Here is a 23,845-nt window from a genome sequence, read left to right as displayed (position 1 = left end):
TGACTCTTTAACGATTCCAGTGTGTTATTAAGTGAAACCCTAACTCAAAGGCACCATTCCGATAACGCTAAATTAACATGTGTATTTCCTTAAAAATTATAACAAAAACAATAATAAGGACGAATTTATGCCAACAGTCTTACTGTCAGCTTGTTTTTTCGTCATCTTGCTTTTTCACACTAGCGTTAGCGCTAATGATGACGCTGCAGTAAGTCAATCTGAACCGTCAACTGTGAACAAACATGATGTCGATAGCGTTGCTAATATCGTCATTGTCAGTCACCCCATTTTTGATGAGTCAGCCCCAGATGCTATTTTTTTGCATCGCTGGGCAAACTATTTACACATCAACACTAAAGAATCGACCATTCTTAACAGCTTAAGCTTTGAAAAAGGCGACAAAATCACCACAAAAAATCTTCTCGAAGCCCAACGCCTATTACGTTATGAGTCTTACATTCGTGATGCCAAAATTAATATTGCCAGAAAAGACCCATTAGCAGCAGACAACGTTGAAGATGTGGTGTTAGTTGAAACGTGGGATAACTGGTCATTATTACCAACCGTAAGCCTGAGCAAAAATGGTGGCGACACCAAGTACTCGTTCGGAATTAAAGAAGATAATTTGCTTGGTTTAGGGGTACAAACAAAAATAAAATACCAATCCAGTGAGGACCGTACTGGGTATAAAATTGCATTTGATGCACCAATAAGATGGGTAAAGCACGGTAATATTTCGGTAGATTTTTATGATAATAGCGACGGCCAAACCTCGTCTCTAGCGTTTAATAAACCTTTTTACTCATTAGACACCAAAGACATGTACACCGCGGCATGGTTAACAGATACTCGAACAGACACCATAAGACAAAATGGCGAAGACATTAACGAGTTTGAACATATTATTGATTACGCCAACTTGGGTTTTGGTTGGTTAGTGGATAAGCAAGATGATCAATTGCAACGCATTAGCTTAGGTATCACTCAAGACCAACATCAATTCAATAATATCGCTGAATATCCAGAGTCACAGTTACCCTACGACCGTGAATTTATTTACCCGTGGATAAGCTACGAATACCTAGAAGACCAATTTACGGTACTGAATAACATCCACCTGATAAATAACAACGAAGATTTTAACTTAGGCTGGCGCCATGTTGTCACTCTAGGATTAGAACTCAACGATGTGGCTGACAGTGCAGCCTTAGGTTATCACCTCAACTTATTAACCACTCGAGGTTGGCAACAAGACAATCAATTACTACTGATGAGTTTAACTGGTAGGACAGATATTCAAACTGGGCAACAAGATTTTTATAATATCGGTTTAGCGGCAGAATATTTTCATCAAATTAGCCCTAAATGGACCGCCTACTCCAAAGCCAGAATTGCCACCTCACATAATAATTATCTTGACCAAACATTTGCGCTGGGTGATGAAACCGGTATACGAGGTTACCCTAATGACTACCAGCATGGCGATAATCAGTGGTTACTGACCAGCGAAATTCGTTATTACCCAAATATCAATTTATACCAATTGGCTGAATTAGGTTGGGCGATATTTGCCGATATTGGCCAAGCAACTGGCGGCACAGATGAGCTAAACGAGGTTAATGGCCCCATTGCGAGTATTGGCATTGGCGCACGTGTTTACTCATCTAAATCCAGTTACGGCAACGTGGCACACATTGATGTTGCAGTGCCAATGACCACCGGTGATGATACCAATGCTTGGGAGTTTCGATTCCAAGTTAAAAATCACTTCTAAATCTACAGATCTTTGTTACTACAGTGCCAAACCAAAACTACCAACGAGTAGATGACAAAGACGAAACACTCAACACTTCCAAGCAAAAAGATGATTAATCTTCATTTGATTTAATACACAAAACCAGGCATCGAATTAATGTAAAAAATGTAAATAATGTGTACCCACTAATGATAATGAATATCATTACACATCATTCATTGTTTATTAATCGGTATACTTATGTTATTCAAGCCTAGCCAATTGGCTATAGCTACTCACTGCGCATTATTTTTATTGGTACTCCCCGCAACTAATGCCAATGCAGAATCATCACCACAAGCCAAAGACAATAATGTCTCAATGGAGCGCATGATTGTGACTGGTAGTCGATCATCCGAACGGATAGAGGAAGTCCCTTCTTCTGTCACGCTCATAGAGCAAGAAACCCTCGCGCGCGATATGTTAGTCACTTCGCAGTTACAAAACTTACTCGCATTTCGCGTTCCAGGGCTAGCGCCAAGCACTGGCACATCAAGTAACTCGGGACAAAACTTACGCGGTAGAGCCGCATTAGTGATGATTGACGGCGTGCCACAATCTACCCCATTACGAAATGGTAAATTAGGCATAAGCTCTATCGATGCTGGAGTCATTGAGCGTATTGAGGTTATTAAAGGGGCGACCTCTATTTATGGCAATGGCGCTTCGGGCGGCATTATAAACTACATAACTAAACGAGCTAGCGAAGACAAAGCACGAGTTAATGTTGGAGTTTCCAGTAAATTTAGTGCGATAAAATTACAAGACAGTGCTGGTTATCGAGTGGATACATCAATAGGCGGTACGATTGATAATTTTAGCTACGTATTTAGCGCCATTACCGAAAAAACAGGCGTTGAACGTGATGCAGAAGGTGATGCTATCGGATTAGTCTATGGTTTATCAGAAACTAAATCCAACAACTATTTTACCAAACTTGGCTACCAACTTGACGACGATAAGTCGATTCAACTAACGTATAACTACTACGAAGCGCAACAAAACTCAGACTATATTGATGTTACAGGTAATGCTAGCACTGGTGAAAAAACTTACTCGATAGAAAACCCTACTGGGATAGCAAAGCTGGGCGTACCTCAAGGACCGCGCGGTAATCATAACCTAATGTTAAAATACGTCGATCAAGAAGTATTCACTAACACCCAGTTAACTGTTGATGGTTATCTGCAAAAAATTGAAAACATGTTTTTCTTTTCAACTGCACTAGCTAACCTAAGTGAAGGTTACGAAGGGGGCCAGTCGTTCATCAAGTCAGAGAAGAAAGGCCTACGTGTTAACTTTGCTACCCAAGTTGATTGGGATAATGTTGAATCAACCTTTATTTACGGTATTGATGCGCTGCAAGACATCAGTTCACAACCATTAGAAGACGGCCGAATTTGGGTGCCTGAAATGGATATGCGTAACTTAGCCGTTTATTTACAAACTAAGTTTGTTATTGCCGATGATTGGGTTTTTAAAGCCGGTATCCGCCAAGACAGTGTTGATTTAAGGGTCGATGATTATCAAACTTTAAAACTTTGCCGAACGCCAAGTACTTGCTCAGTACCTTTTGATGTCACAGGCGGAGAATTAACATATAACTCAACCACCTATAATATTGGCTTACGTTACAATATGAACGAGTTATTTAACCCGTTCATGAGCTTTTCCCAAGGTGCAGATATTTCAGATATTGGCCGTCTTTTACGAACCGCCACAGTCAATGATATTGCATTAATCCGCACTGAATCATCCATTGTTGATAATTATGAAATCGGTTTTTCTGGTCAACTTGGTGATCTGAATTATGAAATTGCCGCCTACCGAAGTAAATCAGAATTAGGCACAAGTAACAGCTTTGATTCAACAACAGGCATTTACTTACCCGTACGCGCACCACAAAAAATTTGGGGTTACGAAGCGCAAGTTGATTATCGAGTGTTAGATAATCTCAATACAGGTTTAAGCTATAGTTGGGTTGAAGGTAAAGACACCGAAACCGATACTTATATAGATGGTGGCACCATATCACCACCTAAATTAACAGCTTATATTAGTTGGCAACCCGTTGAAGAAGCTAGTATAGGGATTAACTACATGTATGTTGGTGACCGAGACCGATTTGATCCGATCGATGGCGAATATATTGGCTCTCAAGGACCTATAGCAAATTATAACGTCGTGAATCTAACTAGTAGCTATCAACTCAATAATTGGCAACTATCGCTTGGTGTAGAAAACTTACTTAATGAAGATTATTTTTCTGCCCGAGCACAATCTTCTACTAATGCGAGTTACTATACCAAAGCACTGGGTACCACCATCAATCTGGGCGTTAAAGCCAGTTTTTAAACCTGCTCTGAAATAATAAAAAAGGGAATAAACAATTAATTGTTTACTCCCTTTTTTATTAAAGAAAACCTTATGGGTCTTCCGTTAATAGTCTTAAGTTAAAAGTGATGCGATACCTGTAATACCACTTCTCTTGGCGCACCAGGGAAATGGCCATTACGTTCAGAAAATCCGCTCACTGCATATTCTTTATCAAACAGATTTTTCACATTCAGTTGAAATTGGGTTTCTTGCCAAGTGGTTGTCCAGCTCATATCAAATACGGTATAAGGTTTAACCTTTTGCGCATCCGCACTGACTTGCTCACTGACATAGTCGGCACCAAATGCAACGGCAGACTGTAAACTGTCGATATCATAACGTGTCCATAAACCCGCTTGATGTCGTGGCGCATTAACAAATTTACTGCCGTCGGCATAGGTATCGCCAATATCGCCTTCAGTGACTCTGGCATCGTTATAAGCGTAGTTTGCCATGATAGTCCAATCGGCAGTGATGTCACCGACTAGGGTAAACTCAACACCTTTACTTTCTACTTGACCTAAACTGACTAAGGCCGCGATACCATCATCAATACCAGTATCGTCAGGGTTATTCATCGCCACGTCTTTCTTGTTAATTTGATACACAGCAAGCGTGGTCATCATGCTACCGTCAAACCACTGGTTTTTAATACCTACCTCAACCTGCTCACCTATTTCTGGTGATAAGCCACCATCAGCACTGGATTCTTCTTGATCACCAATAGAGGTTGGATTAAAACTTTCAGAGTAATTAGCGTAAAAAGAGGTATCTGGAGAATACTTGTAAACAATACCTGCTCGAGGTGAAACATGATGATCGCTATACTCAAAACCAGTCTCTTTATCAAAATCATTAAAGTGATCGTAACGTAAGCCCACCAGCAACAGCCATTTTTCGCTTAAGCTAATTTGATCTTGAGTATATAAACCCATACGTTCGGTTTTTTCACCATCGCGGTTTTGATCTGTTAAGTTGTAATCCGCGGGATCGCTCTGACCATAATTCAGATCAAAAATATTGAGATTAGCCACGCCATCTGCTTCATAACGAGCGCGCCAATAATCATATTCAGTGTCAACATGATGATAATCTGCACCAAATAGCAGAGTTTGCTCAATGGCACTATCTAAGCGGTATACAAAATCTGAGGTTAAGCTCACTTCTTTATTGGCTCGATACTGCTTACGGTACTCGCGTTTAATAGTTTCATCATCAACGTTGGCTTCACCATCACCATTAACATCTACCCAGCCTTGCGACTCGTGATAGCCTTGAACACGTTCATTATCAAGGTAACGAACTGTGGTATTCATACTCAAAGCATCGCTAAAGTGATGTTGTAAATCAGCTTGTAATATTGTTGCTTCAAGGTTTTGATAATCAGATTTTTCATTGGCGTTGTAACTTGGATCAACCAAAAAATTACCATCATCATCAACCGGAACACCCCGTAAACGATTACCGCCTAAGTCTTGTTTAATGTAATCTATCGAGGTTGTTAGTGTGGTGTCATCGCTAAGTTGAAATAATAGTCCACCTGTCAATTCAACATTTTTAGCGTCAGCATTATTACGGAAGCTGTCTTTTTGCTCATAAAAGCCGCCAAGGCGATAAGCAATATTGTCTGTTAAGCCACCTTTTGAGTCTATTGAGCCACCCATACGGTCGTTATCACCAGCAGTTAATGTTACCTCGGTGTCTTGGACAAAACTCGGCTTCTTGGTAACATAATTGATCATGCCGCCCGGTTCGCCACCACCGTATAATGCTGCGGCAGGACCTTTTAGTACTTCAACGCGTTCTATATTAAATAGCTGTGGCACGCCAAAACCAGAAAAAGGGTCACCTCTTACACCATCATAGAAAACGTTGCTGTCATCTCTAAATCCACGAAACGTTACGCCCGAATAACTGTAGGCACTCACACCAGCGATAGAACGGTATAGGTCGGTAATTTCACGTGCGGCTTGGTCAACAATCAACTGCTCATTCAACACCTGCACCGATTGTGGCAAGTCCATAATATCGGTTTCAACTTTGGCACCAACAGAAGTCGCAGATTCTCGGTAAAATGTTTGCGCTCGGCCCATTACAGTTATTTTTTCAATCGAAGCACTCGGAACTTTTTCAGTACTTTGTTCATTAGCACTCACACTCAGTACAGGTAAAAGCAAGCTTAATACCCCAAGATTAATCACGTTCAAATGCATAACGGCTTACTCATTAACAACGGTAAAATTTGGCCACAATATAACACCAAAAATTAATGATAACCATTTGCATTTGAAGATTTACATTTATGCCATTTTTGTTAACGATACAAGCACTTTGTGTTGATTTTTATCGGGAAAACAATTAAATATACATGAATAAAATAAGGGATGTTTACCTTGTCGCTCACTGAGATTACAACAAGGTAAATGTTAATAATAACTATATAGACTTGAGTTTTTGTGCATCGCGATAAAGACGATATTCGGCCCCACTTAACGTGCTGTGAGTAGAATAAAAATATAATTTATCAATGATCTCCAACGAATCTTTCTCTATTTCGTCAATATATTCAAAGTTGCCTTCAATACTGGTGGCACAAATCAAAAACATGAAACAGCCGGATATACAATACATGCCTAAATGAATAGGTGATAACGTAAACATACCTAAGAAAATAGTAATACATAATGCTATTTCATAAAATGCTAACCCCTGCCTAAATTGATAATGTTTAGACTGAGCAATGTCAGTTCTTTCTTTAATATAGTGATCATTAATATAGTTTTTTTGGGCTTTTTTGTATTTAGCTGTACCTGGTTTTACACCAAAAATAGTGGTCTTTTTTGGTGGTTCAATATTAAAAACCTCAAATAACTCTGGTTGATTTATCGCGAATTCTTTGGCATAACGTGATGATAAATAGTGGTTACCATCACGGGATTTTTGCAAAATAATGCTCTCTGGGTTGTTTTTGTTAAATCCGTTTGAAATACCAAGGTCAACATAAACTCCAAGAGCCAATAGACTGAAACACACAACACCAATAGCCGCAATTGTTTTGGTCGCACCAAGTGATTCCTTACCACTTAATCGGATAAGCTTTGCCAGTAAACTACGCTGTGGCGTTATAATGGCAGCAATAGCAAACCACGCAATTAGTGCCAGCCAAATTGCCATTTCAATATGCCCGAACATCGCCATGAATATATCGAATGTATAAGGCGCTAATGAAGTGCTAAGCACTTGCTGTCCCATACCCAATACGTCTAGTAAGCGCACAAATACGAGCGGTGAAATTAAACTAAATAACGCTGCGTAACGTAGATAACTTAACCCCTTACGACCTGATTTTGCCGCTACCATAGCCGCTTCATTGCGCTGCAAAATAAGCGCGTTGACCTTATCATCCGCTTTTACGAATAAGCGAATATAGAGCACAATAATTGAAGTAATGGCGGGCTTAATAATGCCATGAAATAAAGACAAAAAGCAGGCAACAATACCGAATGGAATTAACGCCCAATTTCCCCCTCCCGTTTCAATCATATTATTTTCAAAAACATGATTAGATACCAGTAACACTAAAAAAGCCGTCAATCCCATGCCATAGTAATACACAATAGTTAAGCCATATTTATCAGCATTATCACCAATGGCTTTAACTTTTATGCTGTTTTTAAACATTGACCCCAAAATAACAACGGTTAGCCACAAGTACAATAACCAAGGAGCCCTTTCATAAAGCCAACCTAACGATGTAAAACCGTAGGAAAACCCAATAACAAAAGCGCAAAATAGTCCTATGGTGAACAAGAAAGCTAAAATAACCAACATTAGCGCGCCTAAACCGCCGCCATTCGATGCTTTAGGGCCACTTGCCCCAACAAATACCAGTCCCATAAATCTCAGGTAGTAAAAAAAACTGAGGATAAACTGCATCACACCACAAAATATTGGGATGGTAGACATCCAAAGATAGAGTTCATCATTAAACTTTGGTGAAATTAGTCGCATTGTCCAAGTACTACGTGGCTCAATGATTTCGTTACTCATAACGGTCCTTTTATAATCGACATTTATTTTCAATGTTGAAATTAATTAATACTCAAAAAAATACAGCGGAGTTATTTTTCTAAAGGATATATTAACAATGCATCTAGCCCAGAATTATTTAGTTTAATGATTAATAAACTTCATCATTTGAGATCTCGCGCTTATGTTAATACTCAGATCTCACATAAACCAATAAAAACTCAGTTGTTACTATTTCACTTTTTCTAAAATAGCGTAATTCCTTTCACCTCGGCCAAAGTTGTACACAATAATGAGTTCATCGTTCACCACATCAATACCAACCATATTTTGTTTATCGTTGAGCATTATAAAATCAACGTCGATATTAATATCCAAACCCAATTGCTTATATGTCGTCTTAGCATGAGCAAAATGCTCACGTTGATTTTTTCGCAACACAGAAAAATGTTGATACTCAAACAGTACAAAAGCATTAAGACCAACGACAACATTGTTTTGGTTGTAGTAATCAAAAACTAAGGTATTAGCTTCATTCTTTTGTACAAAGTCTTTTCGTAATGGCTTAGCACCGTTATAAATGGTGGATTCTTGAACACTATCAATATTCTCAGAGGTGTAATGTTTATTAATATATTCAAATTCATTTATATTATTTAGTAGCGCCTGTATTTTACTTTTACCTTGAGCCGCGACAATGGTTTCAAGGCGTAGTCCGGCGACTTTATTTTGCGTAATTCTGCTGTTAAGACTCTCTAAATCACCTTGGTAAATAGACACAATGTGAGGTTTTCTGTTGGCGAAATGAGTATATTTACCTTGCGCTTTTATCACACTCCATTGGCCACTAAAAAACTGACTATCAAATACTTTAGGGGTGTCGCCTTGATTCCCATGATAAGGGCTAACGTCACTCGAACATGCCGATACCAACATCATTACCCCAAAAAGCACCACTTTACATATCGATCTATACATAATATTTCCCTTAATCTAGCGCCATAAGCAACAATCTTTAACCGAAATACCTTTGGGACGGCAGATAAGACGCTTATACAGACAGATATTTAATGATGAATAACACTCACCAAGCTGTCTCGTTTTTGTTAAGGGAATAATGACTGACGCAATGGGTTAGCAGTAGGTACGTATTCGCGAAAATTTTACGCAAAATATTTTTGCAAAGAAGTTATGTGAAGCGTTTTATCTTTAGGTAGGGAAATACTGCTCAAGGGATTAAAACGTTTGTGAATAATGCTAATAGTCTATTTTATTCAGCCACCCATTTTATATTGCAGCCGATAATCATGGGTAATGTTCTTTATTCAACTAACGTTCTTTTTATTTAATAGACATAAGCTTACTTTTAATTTCTGTTGCGAAGTCATGATACCCACCATTAATTCAAGCAAAAACAAACTCTTCTCAGTCATTCTTAAAGTGATTGTCATCACATTAGCCCATGATTGTGTTAAGCTTATCGCGACAACAATGTTGTTACATTAAGCCATAGAATTTAACAAACCAAGTTAATATCTAATCAGATGTAAGATCCAATACAAGTTACCGTCAAACATAAAGCAAGTATTCCTTTTATGCAGGAGGCATTAAATGCAAGACTACGTAGAACAAATCGATATTAATCAATACCTACCGTTAATAATTGATGTAGGGATCAATGTATTATTAGCTGCGCTAATTTTAATCGTTGGTCTTTATATTGCTAATAAAATGAGCTCAATCATCAATAAAATTGGTGAAAGTTACGATAAGCTCGACAACACATTATTCCGTTTTTTAGGCAGTGTAGCGAAGTACATCATTCTCGCTTTCGTTGCTATAGCGGTGTTAAATCGTTTTGGCGTGCAAACAGCCTCTATTGTGGCATTGTTAGGTGCTGCTGGTTTAGCTGTTGGTTTAGCATTGCAAGGAACATTATCTAACCTTGCTGCAGGCGTAATGTTATTACTATTCCGTCCTTATAAAGTAGGTGACTTTATTAGCGCTGCTGATCGATTCGGTAATGTTCAAGAAATCGATTTATTCACCACGATCCTTAAAACTTTTGATAATCAGCATATTATTGTGCCGAACAATCAAATTTGGGGGGCTCAAATCGTTAACCATTCTTTCCATGATATTCGTGGTGTAGATATGCACTTTGGTGTGGCTTACAAAGAAAATACCGATGAAGTACGCAAAGTTATTGACGCGGTATTGGCAGCACATCCACATATTTTAAAAGACCCTGCGCCATTTGTTGAAGTTGAAACCTTAAATGACAGTTCAGTGGACTTCTTGGTCCGTCCTTTCTGTCATGGTGAACATTACTTCGACATCCTGTACTCAATCCCTGAGCAAATCAAAAAAGCACTGGATGAAGCAGGTATTGAAATTCCTTTCCCACACAGAAAGCTGATCATCGAAAAAGAGCAATAATCTCTATGTTTTGATGACAACAACGAGCAAGTGCCTTAGGGCCTTGCTCGTTTTTATTAGCCTATAAATCGCGTCTGTGTTAGCTAGCCACCTATTATTATGAAATCTTAATTTCACTCCTTTCATTTATTTTACGACTCTTATTTTTCGCTATTTTTAATTACTCAATTTTTTGAGCTTGTGGGGTAAGTGTAAACTTTATTTCATATCTTCAATCTGGCAATCAAAAACTGACTTATTTGTTCCTAATACAGCTAACATTATTAGTGCTTACAGCACCTTGCTTAATCATAAACATAAGTTCGCTTATTAATATGCTCTCCACATTTGTCACAATCTATAGGTCACCTGCGTCAGGCAATTAGTCCGCATGAAGGTTTAGTATAAATAAGCTTGATTCCTCCCTTTGGGGTAGGCAATGACGATAATCAATAATTTTTCATACCAACAAAAAAAGGCCTCGCATTGCTACGAGGCCTTTCATGTAAAGAGGTGAGTTGGCCGATAAGCCGCCATGCCCTAGTTGAGCGCGGAGTGGTCAGTTATTTGCTGGTAAAATTTTTCAGCTCTAGCCCATAAAAAATAAAAGGCCTCGCATTGCTGCGAGGCCTTTCATGTAAAGAGGTGAGTTGGCCGATAAGCCGGGTCCTGTCGAGGACAGTTATTCATCTAGGCCTGCAATCGCTCACAGGCTCAAGCGACCTACCCGGTCCCAACGCGAGCAGCGCCATACGGGACCCTATTTGGTCTTGCTTCGGGTAGAGTTTACCTTGCTACGAACTATTACTAGTCGCACGGTGCGCTCTTACCGCACCCTTTCACCCTTACCATTTTTATAGCCGAAGCTAATCAAATGGCGGTCTTCTCTCTGCTGCACTTGTCGTCGGTTCACACCGCCCAGGCGTTACCTGGTACCCTGCTCTTTGAAGCCCGGACTTTCCTCCCCGTACTTGCGTACGCGGCAACTGTCTGGCCAACTCGGCGCGGATTATAGCCTAAGCAGACCAACAAACCAATGCCAAACGATAGGCTTTTTATAAATCCAATTCTAAACCGTATTTATACAAGGCGTTTTTCTTTAAACCGTGTATTTGTGCGGCAATAGCGGCTGCTTTTTTAAGTGGTAACTCTTCACAAAGTAGCTTCAACGTAGCAACGGCAACGGCAGGAATACCTTCTTCGTCTGTAATGGTGAAGCCGTGGCACATAATCACCATTTCGCCTTTTTGCTGATTATCATCAGCTTCAACCAATGCTAATACTTCTGCTGCAGTCCCAGAGAGAAAAGTTTCAAACATTTTAGTGACTTCACGAGCCATCACTATTTGTCTGTCTTCGCCTAACACCTCAACAATAGCGGCAAGACTGTATAAAATACGATGCGGAGACTCGTAAAATATCAATGTACGAGGATCTTCTTTAAGAAACTCCAACTTGTCGATACGGGCTTTTTCTTTTGAGGGTAAAAAACCTTCAAAACTGAATCGATCGGACGGCAAACCAGATGCACTCAAGGCCGTAATCGCGGCACAAGCACCTGGTAACGGCACAACTCTGTGTCCCGCTTGGCGAACATGGTTAACTAGGTGGTAGCCTGGGTCAGAAATTAACGGTGTACCCGCGTCGGAAATAAGCGCAATTGACTTTCCGGCATCTAATTGTTCAACTATCCATTGCACTCGGTCACGTTCATTGTGATCATGTAATGCCGTTTTACGGGTTTCAATACCAAAGTGACTAAGCAGTCTTCCGCTGTGGCGTGTGTCTTCACAGGCGATTAAATCAACCTGTTGCAGCACCTCTATTGCCCGAGCGCTGATGTCGCCAAAATTACCAATTGGGGTGGGAACAATATACAGCGCGACCATTTGGTCCATAATTACCTCGATAATGAATCTACCTGATACTTTCGCCAAGCGTAAGAGCAGGTTAAACTAGTGCCAGCATCTTACCAGAGTATAGCCAAGTGTTAAAAAGACTGAATACTACAAAATTTGTGTGTGCGTTGATTTTCTCTGTATTGGTGGCCAGTTGCGCTACCCAAAAACAGCAAGATAATGTTGAAGCAAGTGCATCGCTCGTTGCTGCGGAGCATCCGGCTAAAATTTATTTGGCTCAAGCAACCAAAAGCAGTTTACCAGAAAAGCGCGATCGTTATTTATTACTCGCCGCTCACGCTTATATAAATGATGGTAATTTTAATGCTGCAACTAATGTTTTAACCTCAATGCAAAAGTCGATGGTGAATGTGCAATCACTTCAGGCTGAGCATATCTATTTGCGCGCTCGCATTGCGGAGAAAACCACTAACAGCCAAGCCGCTTTAGATATTTTACAGTATCCACCACATTGGCAGCTACCACGATGGCAAATGGCCAGCTATCACCAATTTAAAGCTAAATTGTATAAACATACCCAACAACCCATTGAGCAAGTTAAACAATTAAGCTTATTAAGTAATTACCTACCAAAGTCTGAAACTGCAGCCCTTAACAATGTTATCTGGAAATTACTCCAGCCATTGCATGAAGAAACCGTGCAAGCATTTATGCGCGATCAATCTAATCCTATTTTTGCTGGTTGGTTGCAACTGACTTATATCGCTAAACATTATGCCGTTGAGCCGTCTCAACTAGTACGTTATTTAGGTGAGTGGCAACGTAATAACCCTTACCATCCAGCTGCGATGAAGTTACCTAACGATTTAGAAAAAGCACTTAATGCTAAACCCTTTAGGCCGCAAAATATTGCGATATTATTACCGTTAACAGGTCCACGAGCTGCGGTTGCAGAACCTATCCGCCAAGGATTATTATCTAGTTATCTATCTGACTTCGATAGCAATGTCTCACTTAACTTTTATGATACTCAGCAAGGTGTGACTGGCGCTTATCAGCAAGCTATCGCCAAAGGTGCAGAGTTTATCATTGGGCCATTATTACCCAATGAGGTTGAAGAGTTACAAAAAATCAACGACAAGCAAAAAACCACTGTACCTCAACTATATTTAAACCAAACTGATACGTTTACGCCGCAGGCTAATCTCTTTTATTTTTCATTGTCTCCGGCGCAAGAAGCCAGTGATGCCGCGCAAAAACTGTTTAACGACGGGGTAAAGTTGCCATTATTGCTTGCCAGTAATGATTCTATTGGTAAACGTATGGCTGAGAGCTTTAATCAGGCGTGGTTAGCCCTAACAAATAATACTGTTGAAGTGCATTATTATGATGCCGGCGACCAAATGAAACTGACCGTTCAAGAAGCCTTGGGCGTTAAAGACAGCCAAGCTCGCATCGCTAGAATGCGTGAATTGTTGGGCAGTCGTTTAGAGGCTGATTTCCGTTCACGTCAAGATATTGATGCAATCTACATGATTTCAGGTTCACAAGACTTGGCTCTACTTAAGCCGTTTTTAGATGTTAACTTTAGCGTATTCTCTGAACCAGTCGCCTTGTATACCACTAGCCGAAGTCGCCTCGAAAATGAGTCGGCCCAGTCATCGCAAGAACTGAATAACTTGATGATTAGTGATGTTCCATGGTTAATGCAGTCTAATGACGAAACTCAAATGGTGGCAGAGCTATGGAGTGGTTGGAATAACAGCCAAAAACGTTTATATGTAATGGGCTTCGATGCACTTGAATTGGTTAATCGTTTAGCGCAAATGCGTGCTTTCCCTGGTTATCAATTTATGGGGCGAAGTGGTGCATTATCGGTTAAACCTAATGGGGTGATTGATCGTCAATTGTCTTGGGGTCTATATACTAAAGGGCAATTAACACCTCTATGAACCGTGGACAATTAGCTGAGCAACAAGCGCGAACTTATCTTGAACAACAAGGTCTGACGTTTGTAGAGGCTAATGTGCGTTACCCATTTGGTGAAATAGATTTGATTATGCGCCAACAGGATGTGTGGGTGTTTGTTGAAGTAAAATTTAGGGCGTCAAACCAATTTGGTGGTGCCTTAAATGCATTAACAAGCAAACAGATCACCCGGATAAGATTGGCGGCAGATCATTATTTACAACGACAAAAATTGAATCCACCTTGTCGCTTTGATGTCATTGCAATGAATAATGATGAAATAAACTGGCTACAAGGGTGTTTTTAAGCAACAACTGATTACCATAACTTTGATTTATGGCATTATATAGTCAAATTACTGAGTCTAACTGATGGATGCTCACAAAAAGCCCATCAGAGACATCGTAGATATAATTTAGCGTAAGGATTGTTGCATGTTAGAACGTATTAGAGATAGTTTCACCGAATCAATTCAGACTAAGATTGATGCTGCAGAAGCATTACCAGAGCCGATTGAAAAAGCTGCAGAGATGATGGTGCAATGTCTACTTGGCGGAAATAAAATTCTGTCATGCGGTAATGGCGGCAGTGCTGGCGATGCTCAACACTTCTCTGCTGAATTATTAAACCGTTATGAAATTGAACGTCCGCCGCTACCTGCAATTGCATTAAGCTGTGACACGTCAACGATTACCGCCATTGCTAACGATTATAACTACGATGAAATTTTCTCGAAGCAAATCTTTGCATTGGGTCAACCGGGCGATATTTTATTAGCTATTTCGACCAGTGGTAACTCTGGCAACGTTATTAAAGCCATGGAAGCAGCATTAAGCCGCGACATGACAATTGTTGCGCTAACTGGTAAAGATGGCGGCGCAATGGCTGGCTTGATGAGTGCGGGTGATGTAGAAATTCGTGTACCATCAAACGTCACTGCACGTATTCAAGAAGTCCATTTGCTGGTTATTCACTGTTTATGCGATAACATCGATCGCACCTTGTTCCCACAGGATGAACAAGCATGATAAAAGGGTTACTCATCATCACAACTCTAGCAATATTGCAGGGATGTGCTGGTGCCGTCATGGTTGGTGCCGTTAGCGGTGCCAAGATGGTTAATGACGAACGCAGCATGAGCACTCAAGTCAGCGATACTAATGCTGACTTTGTTATTGCCAGCGCATTGTCGAAACATGATGACCTTAATAATCAAACCCATATTGCGGCAATTGTGATGAACAATAATGTATTGATGATAGGTCAAGCGCCTAACTCGATGCTGCGCGATAAAGCCGTTAAAGTAGTGCAAGATTTACAAATCGGCGGCAAAATACATAACCAAATTCGTATTGGTAATCCCACCTCATTCACCACTCGCAGTAACGACACTTGGGTAACAACCAAAGTGAAAGGCCGTATGCTGAATGAGAAATCTCTCGATATTACTCGAGTGAAAGTGATTACCGAAAATGGTGAAGTGTTTTTACTGGGCTTAATTGACCACAAGCAAGCTGATTTAGCCGTAGACGTCGCTCGAAATACTGCCGGAGTTCGTAAAGTGATTAAGGTATTTGAATATACTGATTCTTAATCCAACTGTCCCACATTTTGTTAGCGGTATAAGATTCATCCAGCATTTTGCTCGATGAATTTTTTTTACCTTTATTTGTATCAATGGCATAAAGCAGAAACGGTAGTATCAACAAGATTGTTCATATTGGATTTATCCAGCAGACCTTTTTAAAACTTTAATAAGCCCAACAACGCCTCATCAAATAATAGTCACCCCAGCAACCGTCAACTCAATAACTACATATTAAATAACCGCATATTAAATAACCGCATATTAAATTAAACGTCACAAAAAATAAGCCAGCAAAAATGCTGGCTTAATTAACGTTAATCCTTGATGGTTTATACGATAAGACCAATCTTCTCATAAACCTTTTTAATGGTTACGGCTGCACGAGCTTTGGCTTTTGCTGCACCTTCGGCCATAACTTGGTGTAAGAATGCCTCGTCAGCACGATACTCTTTAAAGCGAGCTTGTAATGGCTCTAGCATACCCACAACAGCTTCGCCGGTTGCCACTTTTAAATGACCATACATTTTGCCTTCAAACTCTGCTTCTAAAGCAGCGATTGATTGCCCAGTACAACCAGACATTAAGCTCAATAAATTTGAAACACCTGGCTTTTGCTCCATGTCAAAACGCACTACTGGTGGCTCGTCGCTGTCGGTCATGGCTTTTTTCACTTTCTTTAAGATCACTTTAGGATCTTCAAGCAAACCAATGACGTTGTTACGGTTATCATCCGATTTAGACATCTTTTTAAGCGGTTCTTGCAACGACATGACCTTAGCACCGTGTTCTGGAATGAACGGTTCAGGAATGGTAAAGGTGTCGCCATAGGCATTGTTAAAACGAGTAGCGATATCACGGGTCAGTTCTAAGTGTTGCTTTTGGTCTTGACCAACAGGGATTTCATTGGCTTGATAAAGCAAAATATCTGCCGCCATCAATACTGGATAGCCATATAAACCAACGTTGATATTATTGGCATGCTTTAACGACTTATCTTTAAACTGGGTCATACGATTTAACTCACCCATTTGGGTGTAGCAGTTTAATGCCCAACCCAACTGTGTGTGCTGCGGCACTTGCGACTGAATAAACACTGTACTTTTTTTAGGGTCAACACCACAAGCAAGGTATAACGCCAAAGTATCTAAACAGGCTTCTCGCAGATTTTTTGGATCTTGGCGAACGGTAATGGCATGTAAATCAACAACACAATATAGGCAATCATGACTATCTTGCATGGCAACCCATTGACGAAGTGCGCCCATATAATTACCTATGGTTAATTCGCCTGATGGCTGTGCACCGCTGAGAACTATGGGTTTAGTCATGTGTTTTATTGCTCCAGTTTATCTTATGAATAGTAAATTATTGTGGCAGTAGGTACTGACCAATATCAGCAAAATGTTCGCATACCGCATCCGGATGACTTAGACCGATATCTTCGCCGTAGTTGTAACCGTAGGTCAAGCCAATAGACATAACATTCGCGCCTTTGGCTGCAAAAATATCATTCTTTGAATCGCCGACCATGAGTAAATGCGATGCCTCTAACTTCCATTGTTTAAGTAGATGTTGTAATGGCATGGGATCAGGCTTCATTTTTGCCAATGAATCACCACCAAGTACTTCAGAAAAAAAGCCATCAATACCAAAAGCCGTTAATAACGGTACCGTAAATCGGTAAGGTTTGTTGGTGACAATAGCGAGTTTGAAACCCGCTTCTGTTAACTGTTGTAACGTAGCTAATACGCCCGGATACAAACGGCTATGCTTTTGTAAGTTTTCACCATAATTACGCAAAAATTGCGGCATAGTTTGCTCAAGCATCGCCTGCAGTTCTGGAGAGTCTTCTGCCATGGAAGAGGAATAACTTAGTGCTCGTTGCATTAACATTTTAGCACCATTACCCACCCAACTACGCACCAATGCATCTGTCACTGGTGGATATTGGCTTTGTGCTAAGGTGGCATTTGTAGCCACAACTAAATCAGGTACGCTGTCTATTAGCGTGCCATCTAAATCAAAAGCTATTGCGCTGATATTTGACCATTGCATCATGTAAAGTCCCACTGATGGCGAATAAAGATATTATGATACAGAAGCGAGTTCAGCACGCATTTGATCAATAACAACTTTATAATCTGCTTGACTGAAAATGGCCGAACCAGCGACAAACATATCTGCACCCGCTGCGGCGATCTCTGCGATATTATCGACTTTAACGCCGCCATCCACTTCTAAGCGAATATCAAAGCCACTGGCGTCAATAAGCGCACGTACTTGGCGAAGTTTTTCGAGTGTATGCGGAATAAATGACTGACCACCAAAACCTGGGTTAACAGACATCAACAAAATCACATCAAGCTTATCCATCACATGATCTAAATAATGCAGTGGGGTAGCAGGATTAAGCACTAAACCCGCTTTACAGCCAGACTCTTTAATCAATTGTAGAGTGCGATCAACATGCTCTGAAGCTTCTGGATGAAAAGTAATGATGGATGCGCCAGCTTTAGCAAAATCAGGAATAATGCGATCCACAGGTTTAACCATTAAATGCACATCAATATCTGCGGTGATACCGTAATTGCGTAACGCCGTGCAGACCATTGGGCCTATGGTCAAATTTGGAACATAGTGATTGTCCATTACATCAAAATGAACCACGTCTGAACCTGCATCTAATACGGCTTTAACATCGTCACCTAAACGGGCAAAATCGGCGGACAAAATTGATGGTGCAATTAAAAATGGGCGCATAATCTTCTCTATTGGCAGATCAAAGTGACGACATTTTACCCTTTGCGGCTGCAAGCCTCTAGTCTAGCAAGGGAAATAACCCATTTATAATGCGATTTTAGTCTAAAACTAGACCAGAAGTAGGAATTGTTATTTTTTACACATAAACCAGTGTTCAATAACTAAGCTATTTTGCTATACTCAAAAAAGTTGTTATCTTAAGGACTAAATTGTGGATTCACATTTGGTCTAGGATTTAATATTAGTCGTCACTTCAACCGATATATAAACCACGGATAAAGTAACCCTTATGGTTAAGCAATTACTTCGCAAACTTTCGAATCATGATGGCAAAATATTGCCAGCATCTGTTTATGCTGTATTTGCAACGTCAGCACTTGCATTATTATTAAGCCAAGTATTGATAGCATCAGAGATCCATAATGCCAGTGGCGAAACCTGTGTATGCAATAGCAACGCAAGTTACGACGCCAAACTACCAAGCAGTCATCCTAAAAATCGCTGCACAGAGCAGTCAAATGATGTCAGTTGGGGGAATTGGGTAGCAGGTAATAGCCGTTCAAGCCAATTTCACTTTATTGATTTACTAGAGTTGATCCATGGTCACAAAGATAAACCTTTGAATGATATGCCAACTTCTAGTAGTTCAAATCAGATCTTACACTAATGTCGATTTGGCAGGTGTTCAGTAGCACTGTTGCAGCTTTCTTTGGTGTGCAGACAGAGCAGAATCGCCAAAAAGATTTTAAAACTCAATCCCCGCTACCTTTTATTATCATGGGGATAATTCTCGCTATAGCATTAGTCATTTCTTTGATATTAGTCGTCAACCAAGTGCTAAGTTAATCAGCAGCCGTTATACACACCCACTAAAGTACCCGTTAATGCAGCGGTTTTACCACTCTTCTTCGCGATAATGTTGGTCGTACAACGCCATAATTTCATCCACTTTTTTCCGTGAGCTGCCTTTTTGGCTAATATTACGTTGTACAGAAATCGTTGAGAAAGAGGCGCCACGATATAACTCTCGTGTTAATGGAATATCATGATTACTGATCAACACCGGAATATTGCGTTCGTGAGCAATAAGCCGTGAATGACGCGCGAGTAATGCTTGGTCGTCTAAACTAAAACCTGGCCCCACATATGTGGTAAAGCTGGCGGTCGTTGATAAGGGCGCGTATGGAGGATCACAATAAATAACGTCACCGCTATTAGCTAAATCAAACGCCTGCTCATAACTAATGCATTTAAAAGTCGCTTTTTGCGCTTTTAATGAAAAGTGACGAATTTCAGCTTCAGGAAAATACGGTTTTTTATACGAACCAAATGGCACGTTAAAACCACCCTTGCGGTTATAACGACACAAGCCATTAAAACCATGGCGGTTCATGTATAGAAAATAAACCGAGCGAGTAAAAGGATCACGACAAAGATTGAATTCTGCTCGAATACGATAATAGGCTTCTTTATCATTCATTTCATCAACGAACATTGCCTTTGCCGCTTCGATATAGACATCCGGCTGCTGTTTAACAATTTGATATAGATTGATTAAGTCTTGGTTAATGTCGCATAACAAGTACTCATCATAATGAGTATTGAGAAAAACCGATCCCGCCCCAACAAAAGGCTCAATAAGTCGATTTCCAGATGGAAGGTGTTTTGCTAGCTCATCAACGAGTTTATATTTACCACCCGCCCATTTGAGAAAGGCTCTATGCTTTTTTATCATGAATAGTCATTATGCCAGCAAAATTAAAGCACAAGATTGTACTCTGTTTAGCAAAAATTATCATCGGCTAAAGTAGAATAATTGTGTCGAATTTTCATATTATTGACTTAGATAGCGTTGAATACAAAACACTTAATCTTGCCGTTTATAATCATTTAAGTCCGCCCACTTTCTTACCCAAGGTTCAGCCAACCCATACTTTTTCTGGAGCATTTTAGCTTTCGAGTTTGCCGCAGCTAAATCATCGAAATCGCCTAAAAATAAGATATAACGTTGTTTGTTGCTCATAATGAAAACCTGCGACTCTTGCGCAAGCTTTGCCAAAATAGGAGTGAGTGATGATTTATCATTTACGCTTGCGAGTTGCAGTGTAAAACCTTGTACTTTCACAAGCTGTTTATTATCTCTCTCAACAATATCACTTGGTTTATCTGCCGCTTTGATTTTTACTTTGGTTAATTCGCCTTCAAAGGACAGCCCTTTTATTGACGAACTCACCTTCACATCGGTGTAATTGTTTGCAGGCAATTCATTAGAGAAGGTTAAGTCATTATTATCCACAACCAAACTGTCGACTACTTTTTGCGATTCAACTAACAACATTGGCGGGTAATTGTCACCAAATTCAGCCCGTGTTAGTCCCCGCAGAGAAAAGTATTTATTCAACGTATTATCTGCAAATTCAATTAGATATTGATGCGCGCTTTCACGTTCGATCGCTTCTTCGACCGTCAACGTTGGTTGCGGCGATGTGGCAATTGGTTGAGGTAATAGTGTACTGACCACGAAACCAATAGCGACACAAATTGATATGACAAATACAGTGATAGACAACTTAGTCGCGAAACGCCAAGGAGTTTTATCTGTTTGAGGCTCTTCTAATGCTAACGCTAACAATTTAACAACTTCAGCTGGTGTGCCTTGTTGTTTCTCTAATTGTTTATGGATAATTTCACGTGGGATAAACGGCGTTTGTCGACTTCTCAGTAATAAACTCTGATACAAGCCGTCACGTTCTGCAACCGATAAGGATTCAATTGTGACAGGTAATAACTTAGCGCGAGTATCATCTGTTAAGTCGGCGACTAAGGTTTGCCAAAAACTAGGCGTAACAGTCATCGTTACAGCAACAGGTTTACCTGCACAGTATATTTGACTCAGCAAGATGCATTCCGCCCAGATATCTTTCGGCAAGAAATCAGCATCATCAATAATAATATGTAATGGCTTTTTTAAACTGGATTGGATTCTGAGCACAGTGTCCATTAAAGGACGCTCATCATCGAAGATAGGGGCTGAGATTAATTGAACCAGAATTTTTCGGCGAATTTCCGCACTATCTGCATGTTGAGGACAAATGATTAATGCAGAATTATAGTCATCTAACTCACTCGCTAGTGCAGCCGTTAGCGTTGACTTACCCGAACCATTGCCCCCACAAATAACCAACAACTGCTCGCTATAGCTAGCAATGTGCTGCAAACGCTGAACTAGCGCTTCTTGAGTGGGTAGTAACAATAGCCCTGGAGTCGTCAAAGATTCACCACACTATAGTTTATAAGCCGCTAACAACCTGTTTAAGTAAGTCTTCACTAACTTCACTAAACACATCAGCTTGACCTATTCCTGTAGGTAACACTAAGCGAATTTTACCACCTAGGACTTTTTTATCGCGGCGCATATGCTTAATAAAATGTTCAAAACCCATCGACTCAGGAGCCGTTACAGGTAAATCAAACGCCAACATCAGTTGGCGAATACGCTCAACACTTTGCTTATCTAATAAATTAAGCTTATATGCTGTTTGTGCTGCAAGAATAGTCCCAGCAGCAACGGCTTCACCATGCAACCAGACACCGTAGCCCATTTCAGCTTCGATAGCATGCCCAAAGGTATGTCCAAGGTTTAATAATGCTCTTACACCTTGTTCTGTTTCATCTTGCTCAACTACATCTGCTTTAATTTGGCAACATTTAGCAATCGCATAGGTTAGCGCATCAGTTTGAAGCGATTTTAATGCTTCAACATTGGCCTCAAGCCATTGAAAAAAGTCTGCATCCCAAATAATACCGTACTTAATCACTTCGGCCATCCCTGCAGCAAACTCATTTGCGGGTAATGTATTTAAGCAAAGTGTATCGATAATCACAGATTTGGGTTGATAAAATGCACCAATCATATTTTTCCCAAGCGGATGATTTACTGCTGTTTTACCACCAACAGAAGAATCAACTTGGGACAGTAACGTAGTGGGTACTTGGATAAAATCAATTCCACGCTGATAACACGCTGCCGCGAAACCAGTCATATCACCAACAACACCACCACCTAACGCAACTAATACAGAATCACGGGCAAAATTATGCTCAAGTAATCCGGTAAAAATATAATCTAGATGTTGTAAATCTTTAAATTTTTCGCCATCAGGCAAAATAACCGTTTCAATTCGCGCGCAAGCGCTCATCGCTTGTTGTATCTTTTTCAGATACAACGGAGCAATGGTGTCATTTGAAACAATTAAGGCTTTTTTGTGTGTTAGGTAGCGAGTAAATAACTCGCTGTCACTCATCAAATCCTGGCCAATGTAAATGGGGTAACTTCTATCACCTAATTGAACCTGAATCTGTTGCATGTTATTACCTAAAAGCCAAGTTGCTCGATAATTTGGTTTGCGACGATTTTCGCGCTTTGCTCATCAGTCTTAACGATAACATCCGCAATTTCCTCATATAAAGGATTACGGATCTCCGCTAAGCTTTCGAGCACTTCACGTGGATCATCTACTTGTAACAACGGTCGACGCTTATCTCGCTGAGTACGCGCGACTTGCTTGTCGATTGTTGTTTCCAAATAAACCACTATACCTCGAGCAGAAAGATAGTTGCGGATATCTTTACTCTGAACAGAACCACCACCTGTTGCGAGAACGATACCTTGCCTTTCTGAAAGATCACCGATGACTTGTGCTTCACGACGACGGAAGCCCTCCTCACCTTCAACATCAAACACCCAGGCAATATCTGCACCAGTACGTTGTTCAATCTCGTGATCTGAATCGTGGAAATCTAAATGCAGCATTTGCGCCAGATGGCGACCAATTGTGCTTTTACCTGCGCCCATAGGGCCTACCAGAAAAATATTGCGTTTTTCAGCCATTTCGTATACGTCTGAATCTTATATGGAAGAATGCCTTATCGACTTAAACTCAAGCCGACCTATAATTTAACCTTGCTCTAATGAGACTTGACGGAGGATTATCTCAGTTAAGGGCTACCGCTTGCAAGTCATCACGGCTATTTATAGTAATTTTATTATTG

20 protein-coding genes and 1 other RNA gene are annotated in these 23,845 nt (G+C 40.3%); 9 read left to right on the top strand and 12 right to left on the bottom strand.

The features are described 5' to 3' along the window. The first annotated feature begins 127 nt into the window (after positions 1-127). Together ABIS04_RS01795 and ABIS04_RS01790 are read left to right on the top strand one after the other, a co-directional pair. Positions 128-1,774, top strand: coding sequence for a ShlB/FhaC/HecB family hemolysin secretion/activation protein (locus tag ABIS04_RS01795; RefSeq protein WP_350432406.1), 1,647 nt, complete (start codon positions 128-130; stop codon positions 1,772-1,774). A gap of 222 nt (positions 1,775-1,996) precedes the next feature. Then, the gene (locus ABIS04_RS01790; protein WP_350432405.1) at positions 1,997-4,150 is read left to right on the top strand and encodes a TonB-dependent receptor; all 2,154 of its coding nucleotides are present in this window, start codon (positions 1,997-1,999) and stop codon (positions 4,148-4,150) included. Between the two features lie 98 nt (positions 4,151-4,248). Here ABIS04_RS01790 and ABIS04_RS01785 read toward each other — a convergent pair whose 3' ends face one another. The 3 genes from ABIS04_RS01785 to ABIS04_RS01775 all read right to left on the bottom strand — a co-directional run bounded on the left by ABIS04_RS01785 (position 4,249) and on the right by ABIS04_RS01775 (position 9,178). Continuing rightward, the gene (locus tag ABIS04_RS01785) at positions 4,249-6,384 is read right to left on the bottom strand and encodes a TonB-dependent siderophore receptor (protein WP_350432404.1); all 2,136 of its coding nucleotides are present in this window, start codon (positions 6,382-6,384) and stop codon (positions 4,249-4,251) included. Between the two features lie 223 nt (positions 6,385-6,607). Continuing rightward, positions 6,608-8,221 (bottom strand): hypothetical protein, encoded by a 1,614-nt coding sequence (locus tag ABIS04_RS01780; RefSeq protein ID WP_350432403.1) that lies wholly within the window; start codon positions 8,219-8,221, stop codon positions 6,608-6,610. A 210-nt stretch (positions 8,222-8,431) separates the two neighbouring features. After that, positions 8,432-9,178, bottom strand: a complete 747-nt coding sequence (locus tag ABIS04_RS01775) for a hypothetical protein (protein WP_350432402.1) — start codon at positions 9,176-9,178, stop codon at positions 8,432-8,434. Between the two features lie 633 nt (positions 9,179-9,811). Here ABIS04_RS01775 and ABIS04_RS01770 point away from each other — a divergent pair. Beyond that, the gene (locus tag ABIS04_RS01770; RefSeq protein ID WP_350432401.1) at positions 9,812-10,639 is read left to right on the top strand and encodes a mechanosensitive ion channel domain-containing protein; all 828 of its coding nucleotides are present in this window, start codon (positions 9,812-9,814) and stop codon (positions 10,637-10,639) included. Between the two features lie 621 nt (positions 10,640-11,260). Here the strand turns inward: ABIS04_RS01770 and rnpB are convergent. Continuing rightward, positions 11,261-11,620: RNase P RNA component class A (rnpB, locus tag ABIS04_RS01765), an RNA gene on the bottom strand. Positions 11,621-11,673: 53 nt separating this feature from the next. Beyond that, entirely contained in the window at positions 11,674-12,516 is an 843-nt protein-coding gene (gene rsmI, locus ABIS04_RS01760) for a 16S rRNA (cytidine(1402)-2'-O)-methyltransferase (RefSeq protein WP_350432400.1), read from the bottom strand. A gap of 89 nt (positions 12,517-12,605) precedes the next feature. Between rsmI and ABIS04_RS01755 the strand changes: the two genes are divergently transcribed. The 4 genes from ABIS04_RS01755 to ABIS04_RS01740 all read left to right on the top strand — a co-directional run bounded on the left by ABIS04_RS01755 (position 12,606) and on the right by ABIS04_RS01740 (position 16,039). Beyond that, positions 12,606-14,429, top strand: coding sequence for a penicillin-binding protein activator (locus tag ABIS04_RS01755; RefSeq protein WP_350432399.1), 1,824 nt, complete (start codon positions 12,606-12,608; stop codon positions 14,427-14,429). Beyond that, positions 14,426-14,752 carry a YraN family protein gene (locus ABIS04_RS01750; RefSeq protein WP_137223509.1) on the top strand — a complete coding sequence of 109 codons (327 nt, stop codon included), beginning with the start codon at positions 14,426-14,428 and terminating at the stop codon, positions 14,750-14,752. Before ABIS04_RS01755 ends, ABIS04_RS01750 begins: the two co-directional genes overlap by 4 nt. 127 nt (positions 14,753-14,879) lie before the next feature. Continuing rightward, positions 14,880-15,473 carry a phosphoheptose isomerase gene (locus ABIS04_RS01745; protein ID WP_137223511.1) on the top strand — a complete coding sequence of 198 codons (594 nt, stop codon included), beginning with the start codon at positions 14,880-14,882 and terminating at the stop codon, positions 15,471-15,473. Next, on the top strand, positions 15,470-16,039 hold the full coding sequence (locus ABIS04_RS01740; protein WP_137223513.1) for a BON domain-containing protein: 570 nt from the start codon (positions 15,470-15,472) through the stop codon (positions 16,037-16,039). Before ABIS04_RS01745 ends, ABIS04_RS01740 begins: the two co-directional genes overlap by 4 nt. Before the next feature lie 323 nt (positions 16,040-16,362). Here the strand turns inward: ABIS04_RS01740 and trpS are convergent, their stop codons facing one another. Genes trpS through rpe form a run of 3 tightly spaced genes read right to left on the bottom strand, consistent with a single transcriptional unit; the run spans position 16,363 to position 18,793 of the window. Continuing rightward, positions 16,363-17,361: a tryptophan--tRNA ligase gene (trpS, locus tag ABIS04_RS01735; RefSeq protein WP_350432398.1), complete on the bottom strand. Its 999-nt coding sequence runs from the start codon at positions 17,359-17,361 to the stop codon at positions 16,363-16,365. 37 nt (positions 17,362-17,398) lie between these two features. Further along, positions 17,399-18,091: a phosphoglycolate phosphatase gene (locus tag ABIS04_RS01730; protein ID WP_350432397.1), complete on the bottom strand. Its 693-nt coding sequence runs from the start codon at positions 18,089-18,091 to the stop codon at positions 17,399-17,401. Positions 18,092-18,121: 30 nt separating this feature from the next. Beyond that, the gene (rpe, locus tag ABIS04_RS01725; protein WP_137223519.1) at positions 18,122-18,793 is read right to left on the bottom strand and encodes a ribulose-phosphate 3-epimerase; all 672 of its coding nucleotides are present in this window, start codon (positions 18,791-18,793) and stop codon (positions 18,122-18,124) included. A gap of 289 nt (positions 18,794-19,082) precedes the next feature. Here rpe and ABIS04_RS01720 point away from each other — a divergent pair, with 289 nt between their 5' ends. Continuing rightward, a complete protein-coding gene (locus ABIS04_RS01720) occupies positions 19,083-19,460 on the top strand; it encodes a hypothetical protein (protein ID WP_137223521.1) in 378 nt (125 codons plus the stop codon). Continuing rightward, entirely contained in the window at positions 19,460-19,639 is a 180-nt protein-coding gene (locus ABIS04_RS01715; protein ID WP_137223523.1) for a DUF2970 domain-containing protein, read from the top strand. The genes ABIS04_RS01720 and ABIS04_RS01715 overlap by 1 nt, the downstream gene beginning before the upstream one ends. A gap of 49 nt (positions 19,640-19,688) precedes the next feature. Here the strand turns inward: ABIS04_RS01715 and ABIS04_RS01710 are convergent, their stop codons facing one another. The 4 genes from ABIS04_RS01710 to aroK form a co-directional block, all read right to left on the bottom strand. Next, positions 19,689-20,528 carry a Dam family site-specific DNA-(adenine-N6)-methyltransferase gene (locus ABIS04_RS01710; protein ID WP_140233127.1) on the bottom strand — a complete coding sequence of 280 codons (840 nt, stop codon included), beginning with the start codon at positions 20,526-20,528 and terminating at the stop codon, positions 19,689-19,691. 132 nt (positions 20,529-20,660) lie between these two features. Further along, positions 20,661-22,064, bottom strand: coding sequence for an AAA family ATPase (locus tag ABIS04_RS01705; protein WP_350432396.1), 1,404 nt, complete (start codon positions 22,062-22,064; stop codon positions 20,661-20,663). Between the two features lie 19 nt (positions 22,065-22,083). Continuing rightward, on the bottom strand, positions 22,084-23,160 hold the full coding sequence (gene aroB, locus ABIS04_RS01700; protein ID WP_350432395.1) for a 3-dehydroquinate synthase: 1,077 nt from the start codon (positions 23,158-23,160) through the stop codon (positions 22,084-22,086). A gap of 8 nt (positions 23,161-23,168) precedes the next feature. Next, positions 23,169-23,684 (bottom strand): shikimate kinase AroK, encoded by a 516-nt coding sequence (aroK, locus tag ABIS04_RS01695; RefSeq protein ID WP_011635865.1) that lies wholly within the window; start codon positions 23,682-23,684, stop codon positions 23,169-23,171. Between the last annotated feature and the right edge of the window lie 161 nt (positions 23,685-23,845).

The sequence above is a fragment of the Shewanella sp. H8 genome, assembly GCF_040285065.1.
In the GTDB taxonomy this organism is placed as follows: Bacteria; Pseudomonadota; Gammaproteobacteria; order Enterobacterales; family Shewanellaceae; genus Shewanella; species Shewanella polaris.
The sequence above is the reverse complement of the archived record's forward strand: the minus strand, read 5'-3'. Positions and strand labels throughout refer to the sequence as shown.

What these genes read in the sequence shown, in the direction of transcription:
- ABIS04_RS01785 (WP_350432404.1), bottom strand. Translation starts at nt 6,384, where the DNA reads ATGCATTTGAACGTGATTAATCTTGGGGTATTAAGCTTGCTTTTACCT.
- ABIS04_RS01715 (WP_137223523.1), top strand. Translation starts at nt 19,460, where the DNA reads ATGTCGATTTGGCAGGTGTTCAGTAGCACTGTTGCAGCTTTCTTTGGT.
- trpS (WP_350432398.1), bottom strand. Translation starts at nt 17,361, where the DNA reads ATGACTAAACCCATAGTTCTCAGCGGTGCACAGCCATCAGGCGAATTA.
- ABIS04_RS01780 (WP_350432403.1), bottom strand. Translation starts at nt 8,221, where the DNA reads ATGAGTAACGAAATCATTGAGCCACGTAGTACTTGGACAATGCGACTA.
- aroB (WP_350432395.1), bottom strand. Translation starts at nt 23,160, where the DNA reads ATGCAACAGATTCAGGTTCAATTAGGTGATAGAAGTTACCCCATTTAC.
- ABIS04_RS01720 (WP_137223521.1), top strand. Translation starts at nt 19,083, where the DNA reads ATGGTTAAGCAATTACTTCGCAAACTTTCGAATCATGATGGCAAAATA.
- ABIS04_RS01745 (WP_137223511.1), top strand. Translation starts at nt 14,880, where the DNA reads ATGTTAGAACGTATTAGAGATAGTTTCACCGAATCAATTCAGACTAAG.
- ABIS04_RS01770 (WP_350432401.1), top strand. Translation starts at nt 9,812, where the DNA reads ATGCAAGACTACGTAGAACAAATCGATATTAATCAATACCTACCGTTA.
- ABIS04_RS01790 (WP_350432405.1), top strand. Translation starts at nt 1,997, where the DNA reads ATGTTATTCAAGCCTAGCCAATTGGCTATAGCTACTCACTGCGCATTA.
- ABIS04_RS01740 (WP_137223513.1), top strand. Translation starts at nt 15,470, where the DNA reads ATGATAAAAGGGTTACTCATCATCACAACTCTAGCAATATTGCAGGGA.
- aroK (WP_011635865.1), bottom strand. Translation starts at nt 23,684, where the DNA reads ATGGCTGAAAAACGCAATATTTTTCTGGTAGGCCCTATGGGCGCAGGT.
- ABIS04_RS01750 (WP_137223509.1), top strand. Translation starts at nt 14,426, where the DNA reads ATGAACCGTGGACAATTAGCTGAGCAACAAGCGCGAACTTATCTTGAA.
- ABIS04_RS01795 (WP_350432406.1), top strand. Translation starts at nt 128, where the DNA reads ATGCCAACAGTCTTACTGTCAGCTTGTTTTTTCGTCATCTTGCTTTTT.
- ABIS04_RS01730 (WP_350432397.1), bottom strand. Translation starts at nt 18,091, where the DNA reads ATGATGCAATGGTCAAATATCAGCGCAATAGCTTTTGATTTAGATGGC.
- ABIS04_RS01775 (WP_350432402.1), bottom strand. Translation starts at nt 9,178, where the DNA reads ATGTATAGATCGATATGTAAAGTGGTGCTTTTTGGGGTAATGATGTTG.
- ABIS04_RS01710 (WP_140233127.1), bottom strand. Translation starts at nt 20,528, where the DNA reads ATGATAAAAAAGCATAGAGCCTTTCTCAAATGGGCGGGTGGTAAATAT.
- rsmI (WP_350432400.1), bottom strand. Translation starts at nt 12,516, where the DNA reads ATGGACCAAATGGTCGCGCTGTATATTGTTCCCACCCCAATTGGTAAT.
- rpe (WP_137223519.1), bottom strand. Translation starts at nt 18,793, where the DNA reads ATGCGCCCATTTTTAATTGCACCATCAATTTTGTCCGCCGATTTTGCC.